Genomic DNA, 6,213 nt, shown 5'->3' on the forward strand with positions numbered 1-6,213 from the left:
TATTTGGCCAGCATGTCGTTGTTGGCATAGCCGGCAGCAGCAGACAGGCTCGCCTGATACGATTTCGGCAGTTCCTTCGACTTCGCATTGTTGATGAAGAGGTGGATGGTGGGGCCGCCTTCCCAGAAGCCGGGATAGTAGTAATACGGGGCGACCTTCGAGCAGCCGAGCTTCTCGTCGTCATAGGGGCCAACCCACTCGGCGGCATCGATGGTGCCGCGCTCGAGCGACGGGTAGATGTCGCCGCCAGGGATCTGCTGCGGCACGGCGCCGAGCTTGGCGAGCACCTGACCGGCGATGCCGGCGATGCGTATCTTCAGGCCCTTCAGATCGTCAACGGTCTTGATCTCCTTACGGAACCAGCCGCCCATCTGCACGCCGGTGTTGCCGGCAGGCATCCCGTAGAGGTTGTGCTTGGCATAGAACTCGTTGAGCAGGTCGTTGCCGCCGCCATGATAGAGCCAGGCGTTCATCTGGCGGGCATTGAGGCCGAAGGGGGCCGCCGTGCCGAGCGCGAATGTCGGGTCCTTGCCGAAATAATAGTAGGAGCAGGTATGGCCCATCTCGATGGTGCCGCTGCCGACCGCATCGGCCACCTGCGGGGTGCCGACGATTTCGCCTGCCGCGAAAGGCTGGATCGTGAACTTGCCGTCCGTCGCCTCGGACACGTATTTCGCAATCACTTCGGCCGCGCCGTAGATCGTATCGAGCGATTTCGGGAAGCCGGATTGCAGGCGCCACTTAATTTCGGGCATCGACTGGGCAAGAGCCGGGGCTGCGACGGCGGTCGAAGCGGCGCCGACCGTTGCGGCCTGCAAAAACTGACGACGTTTCATTAATTTATTTCCTCTCTGGATCGTGACTTTGTCACTTGGGGTTTATTGACACCAAAACCGGCCCCGCTCGCAAGACAGTTCGCGACATTATCGACCAAAGATCTATGAGGCTTGGGAAATTTTCTTAAACATGCTCAGGGAAGAGGCACATCAATCGTGCAAACGAGCCCCGATGGCTCGTAGACCATCTGAACGACACCGTTCAGTTCCCGGGCAAGACCATCTTGAATGAGCCGCGAGCCAAACCCTTTGCGTGTCGGTGGGGCGACGGGCGGCCCGCCTTGCTCCTCCCACCGCAGGACTAGACGCTGGCTCGTAGAGGAGATCGTCGTATTCCAGGAAATGAGCACGTGCCCGGTGGGAACGCTTAATGCCCCATACTTCAAGGCGTTCGTGCTGAGCTCATGTAATGCCATGGAAAGGCTGAGCGCCATGGGCGGGGGTACACGCAGGTCAGGGCCTTCGGCCTCTATCCTTTTGGCCTCCTCGGGGTGTCCCCGATAGGGGGCGCAGGCTTGAGCTATGAGCTCAATGAGGTTTGCACTCTCCCAGTTCTCCCGAGTGAGCACATCATGTCCACGCGCCAGAGCGAAGAGGCGTGCTTCGAAAGCGTTGCGCGCCGCCATAAGCTCTTCGTTGTGCTGGAAGGTATGGCGATGAAAGCTCTGGATTGCCAGAGATTGCACAGTGGCCAACGTGTTCTTCACGCGGTGGTTCAGCTCGTTGATCAGCAGGCGCAGATGCTCTTCCGCCCGTTTGTGATCGGTGATGTCGAGCTGGAGGCCATCCCACACGTAGGAGCCGCTGGACATCTGGCGTGGGGTGACGGTCAATCTGTGCCAACGGACTTCCCGGGTCTTGGCGTGCAGGATCTCAAATTCGAAATTGAATGTCTTGCGCTCCTGGTAGCAGGCGTGCTCCTCCCTGAACATCGGCTCGCGATATTGAGGCAGGACGAGATTATAGAGGAGTGAGGGGTCGGCTTGTACATCCTCGGCCGGAACGCCGGTCAGGCGCTCGCAGGTTTTGGAAAGATAGATCAGCTCGCGGTTCTGATACTCGCGCGCGTCGCTCAGCTGATAGACCATGCAGGCGGGCACGTTGTCTGCGAGCGAGCTAAGCCGCGCCTCGCTTTCGCGCAGCTTTTCCTCCGCGCGCCGCCGCTCCGTCCAGTCGCGGAAGCTGACACCCAAACCCCCATTGTAGGGAAAGACGTGCAACTCGAGGAAGCGCCCAGCAACACCGACAGCCTCGCACTCGAAGGAGGCGGGGACTCCCGATGCGAAGACCTCCTCATAGCGGCTGCGAAGCTTGGTTCCGGCAGAATCGGGGAAGATTTCCCAGATGCTCCGGCCGAGCATGTCCTGGCGGGGCAGACCGAAATAGTTTTCCGCCGCCCGGTTGATGTGAGTAAATCGCCAGTCCTGATCGAGGGCATAGAAGGAATCGCCAATTCCCTCGAGGAGCGTGGCGAGGCGGGCCTCGACCTTGGTTTCCACGGAGTGGGTGAGAGCCTGCTGCAAAGCCTCCTCAATGGTGCCGGGGGCATTCCCGGAAGGCGCCGGAATCACCAATTCGCTGCCGACCTCTTGCAGATCGATGGTCTTGGCGGTCGCTGAGCGGGACATGGTCATGCTTTGAAATATAATGATATTACACTTTCAGCGCAATCTACATACTTTCCCTAAGGGGCACTAAAATTTTCGAGACAATTGAGACGGTTAACGGAGCAACGACGCTGGCCGAGGATAGAGCCTCATCCTTTCGGCTCACTGTAAACTTCGGCAGCACAGACCAGCATGAACATGGCAACGACGCCAGCTAGCTCGGCAATGCTCGTGACGACAGAAGGATTATCGCTGACGTAGAAAAGCGCGCCCGCAGCGAGCGCGATAACAGTAGCCCAAGTGATCATGGGCCGTCTCCCGGCATAAGATTGTGCGGATTTATAACGCCAAGGTAGGGGAGAAGTTCCTAAAGTCCTCTGAAAATCGGAAGAAAAATATTCACATCGTGATCTCTGCGAAGACGGGGAGCGTTACTCCGATGCTTCGAGGGGAGAACGCATCATGCGGCGCATCACCAGCCGGATCGTGGAGAAGCTTCCATGCCCGCCCGAGGCGCTTCTGGAGGAGGCGCGCCAATCGCTGAAAGACCCGGCATCCCACGCCGCATTCTTCGATCGGGTCGAGGCCTTCGGCATGATCGAGAAGGGAGGCGTCCCCGATCAGCAGGGCCGGCCGGGTCAGCTTCGTCTCGCTGCTTTCAACGCGGAGCGATTGGCGTCTCCCGATGCGGTTGCGTCGCTCCTGTCGCGAGAGGGGATCGACGTCGCGCTTCTCTGCGAGGTCGATAGCGGCATGGCCCGCTCCGGGAATGTCCAAAACGCACGCGAGCTGAGCGCCGCGCTCGGCATGGATTACGTGTTCGGTGCGGAGTTCGTGGAGCTCGATCTTGGCGACGAAGGCGAGATGTGCCGGCACCGGGGGCAGCGGAACGATTGCGGCCTTCATGGCAATGCTGTTCTCAGCAACCTCGGGATCGAGGAGGCGCACCTCATCAGACTCGAAAGCGGCGGGCTCTGGTTTGACGGGGTCGACGGCGCGCAGCATCGAATCGGCGGACGAATCGCGCTGGCCGCGCGCATCGCCGCACCGTATCCGCTTTGGGTGGTCAGTGTTCATCTGGAAAGCAAGACGGACCCGGCGGATCGTCAAAGGCAGGTGCAAACCCTTCTGCGGGCGCTAGACGACCTCATCGGAGATGCGGCCTGCCTCATCGGAGGAGACTTCAACACGAAGGCTCTGCCGAGGGAGGAGGGTTCCTGGCGGCAGGTGATCGAGGAGCCGGAGGCTTACGAACCGCTCTTCGCCGATATGCATGCGGCCGGGTTTGCGTGGCAGGCTTCGAACCTCGCCCAGGCCACGCAACGGGACGGGCCTTGGAAGGCGCATGAGCGGCCCCTCGGCAAGCTCGACTGGATCTTCACGCGCGGGATAGAGGCATCAAATCCTAGAATCGTCCCGGCAATCGACGATGGCGGCCGTCCGCTCTCCGATCACGAGATGATTACGGTCGATGCGAGTTTTCAAGAATAGCGGTTCTAAGGAAGTTATATTGATCCAAGAATTAAAGTGTTTCTGGATAACCTATATAAACGTATAGGTATAATGGAGCAGGTTTCGTATGGCTCAGCTCTTTTTGGAGATGTTCTATACACGAGTGTGGCAAGGAATTACTTTTGCCGGCTGGTCGAAGTTGCTCGTTTATTGCCTAAATGTTCCGATTATGATCACTGAAATATGTTACTTTGTTTAAGCGGCAAACTGCTTTTAGGAACTTATGGCGAACCTAGGACGGCGGTTTCGTGTCCGCATTCGGGAGACAACAAAGCCGCCATCCCCACAGCAGAAACATTGTTCGAAACCGTGCTTGACAGCGCAACGCTGATAGAGTACAAAACAAGAACACTGACGAAGTGTGAATGAAGCCCCGCCCGGCATTCATTCGACAAAACCTCCACCGCTCAAGTGCCGCTTGAGCGGTTTTTTGTTTAGGTGCCCATGTTTCCCAGGATCGAAATCCCTGAAGAGAAGCGGCAGCAGGCCTATCTCTATTATACCGGCCATCCCACGCTCGGCTTGAAGGACATTGAAACCTATCTCGGCGTGAGCAGCAGCACCTTCGCCCGCCTGAGACAGCGCTGGGCTTGGCCGCCGCGTCATGCCGCGCTCGCTCAGAACGATTTGAGCAAGGCCTCGAAGGACTCGGCCGATGTTCTGGCCGGAAACGCAGCAGCGGTGACCTCCTTGCGAGACGCGGCGCGATCCCTGGCGCGTGCCACCCGATCACAGATCAACGCTCTCATGGAGAAGCAACGCAGCGAAGGCATGGACGATCATGATAGGACAGCCCGGACGCTGGCTTCTTATGCCAAGACATTGACGACCGCGCGTGCACTCCTGGAGCAGGAAGGTTCAAGGCTCGATGAAACCGAGCAGCACGACGAAACTCCCCGCAGCCTCCACGAACTCCGCGACGAGCTTGCTCTCCACCTTGAGCGGGTTATCGCGGAAGAGGAAGCTCAAGGAAGCGACGGCCTCCTTATCTAGAAAAGAACTGGAGCAACTTCTTCGCTACTGGCCCATTCGCTGCCGCATCGAGCAGCGCATGCCGGGTTTGAGCCGCCATCACGATCCCTGGACGCTCTGGCTGATGCTGGGAGGGCGAGGCGCGGGCAAAACCCGCACCGGCTCCGAATGGGTGCGCGGTCTCGCGCTCGGCGAACCCGATTTCGCAGACACGCCGCACCGACGCATCGCGTTGATCGGCGAGACCTTTTCTGACGCGCGCAACGTGATGGTGGAGGGGCCTGCCGGAATCCTGGCGGTCCACGCGCGTCACGAACGCCCCACCTGGTCGCCGTCCCTGCGCAAGCTCGAATGGCAGAACGGCGCGGTGGCGCACGTGTTCTCCGCGGAAGACCCGGATTCCCTGCGCGGCCCGCAGTTCGAGGCCGCCTGGGCGGACGAACTCGCGAAATGGAAGCACGTGGAGGAGACCTGGGACATGCTGCAATTCGGCCTGCGCCTGGGAAAGCATCCGCGCCAGATGGTGACGACGACGCCAAGGCCGATTCCGCTTCTGAAACGCTTCCTCGCCGACCCGTCCGTCGCGGTCTCGCGCGCCCGGACATCCGACAACGCTGCCAATCTCGCGCCCGCGTTTCTGGATACGGTGGTCGGGCGCTATTCCGGCACGCGTCTGGGACGGCAGGAACTCGATGGCGACATCATCGAGGATCGGCCCGATGCACTCTGGACGCGCGACATGATCGAGGCGTGCAGAACGGACACCGCGCCACCGCTCATGCGCATCGTGGTGGCCGTCGATCCGCCCGCGACCTCATCGAAGCGGGCGGATGCCTGCGGTATCGTCGCCGCCGGAATCGATGAATGCGGCACGGCCTATGTGCTGGAGGATGCAACCGCGTCAGGTTTGAAGCCGCCGGAATGGGCGGCGAAGGCTGTTGCGCTCTATCACCGCCTTCAGGCCGATGCGCTGATCGTCGAAACGAACCAGGGCGGCGAGATGGCGACCGGCGTCATCCGCGAAGTGGATTCTTCCGTACCCGTGGTGAGCGTGCGCGCCACGCGCGGCAAGTACCTGCGCGCCGAGCCGGTTTCCGTTCTCTATGCGCAGGGCCGCGTGCGCCATGTGAGTGCGTTGCCGGAGCTCGAGGACGAGCTTTGCGATTTCGGCCCCGGCGGGCTCACGTCGGGCCGTTCGCCCGACCGCCTGGACGCGCTCGTCTGGGCGCTTACCGAACTGATGCTGCGGGAGAAGAAGGAGCCGCGCGTGCGAATGCTGTGATGGC

At 60.3% G+C, this 6,213-nt stretch carries 6 protein-coding genes; 3 read left to right on the top strand and 3 right to left on the bottom strand.

Annotation, left to right across the window (positions count from 1 at the left end; genetic code table 11):
- From ACXJKO_RS29035 to ACXJKO_RS29045, 3 genes are all read right to left on the bottom strand, one after another.
- On the bottom strand, positions 1–836 hold an 836-nt coding region (locus ACXJKO_RS29035), incomplete at its 3' end, for a TRAP transporter substrate-binding protein (protein WP_457094503.1).
- Between the two features lie 134 nt (positions 837–970).
- On the bottom strand, positions 971–2,464 hold the full coding sequence (locus ACXJKO_RS29040) for a sensor histidine kinase (protein WP_457094504.1): 1,494 nt from the start codon (positions 2,462–2,464) through the stop codon (positions 971–973).
- A 128-nt stretch (positions 2,465–2,592) separates the two neighbouring features.
- Complete coding sequence (locus ACXJKO_RS29045) at positions 2,593–2,751, bottom strand: hypothetical protein (RefSeq protein WP_457094505.1); 159 nt, start codon at positions 2,749–2,751, stop codon at positions 2,593–2,595.
- A 154-nt stretch (positions 2,752–2,905) separates the two neighbouring features.
- Between ACXJKO_RS29045 and ACXJKO_RS29050 the strand changes: the two genes are divergently transcribed.
- From ACXJKO_RS29050 to ACXJKO_RS29060, 3 genes are all read left to right on the top strand, one after another.
- Positions 2,906–3,934 (top strand): endonuclease/exonuclease/phosphatase family protein, encoded by a 1,029-nt coding sequence (locus ACXJKO_RS29050; RefSeq protein ID WP_457094506.1) that lies wholly within the window; start codon positions 2,906–2,908, stop codon positions 3,932–3,934.
- A gap of 465 nt (positions 3,935–4,399) precedes the next feature.
- The gene (locus tag ACXJKO_RS29055; protein WP_457094507.1) at positions 4,400–4,948 is read left to right on the top strand and encodes a hypothetical protein; all 549 of its coding nucleotides are present in this window, start codon (positions 4,400–4,402) and stop codon (positions 4,946–4,948) included.
- Positions 4,881–6,209 carry a DNA-packaging protein gene (locus ACXJKO_RS29060; protein WP_457094508.1) on the top strand — a complete coding sequence of 443 codons (1,329 nt, stop codon included), beginning with the start codon at positions 4,881–4,883 and terminating at the stop codon, positions 6,207–6,209. The genes ACXJKO_RS29055 and ACXJKO_RS29060 overlap by 68 nt, the downstream gene beginning before the upstream one ends.
- Positions 6,210–6,213: the final 4 nt, after the last annotated feature.

The organism is Microvirga sp. P5_D2, assembly GCF_054049475.1.

Bases quoted from the DNA above. Each gene is read 5' to 3' on its own strand.
- ACXJKO_RS29050 (WP_457094506.1), top strand. From the start codon at position 2,906: ATGCGGCGCATCACCAGCCGGATCGTGGAGAAGCTTCCATGCCCGCCC.
- ACXJKO_RS29045 (WP_457094505.1), bottom strand. From the start codon at position 2,751: ATGATCACTTGGGCTACTGTTATCGCGCTCGCTGCGGGCGCGCTTTTC.
- ACXJKO_RS29055 (WP_457094507.1), top strand. From the start codon at position 4,400: ATGTTTCCCAGGATCGAAATCCCTGAAGAGAAGCGGCAGCAGGCCTAT.
- ACXJKO_RS29040 (WP_457094504.1), bottom strand. From the start codon at position 2,464: ATGTCCCGCTCAGCGACCGCCAAGACCATCGATCTGCAAGAGGTCGGC.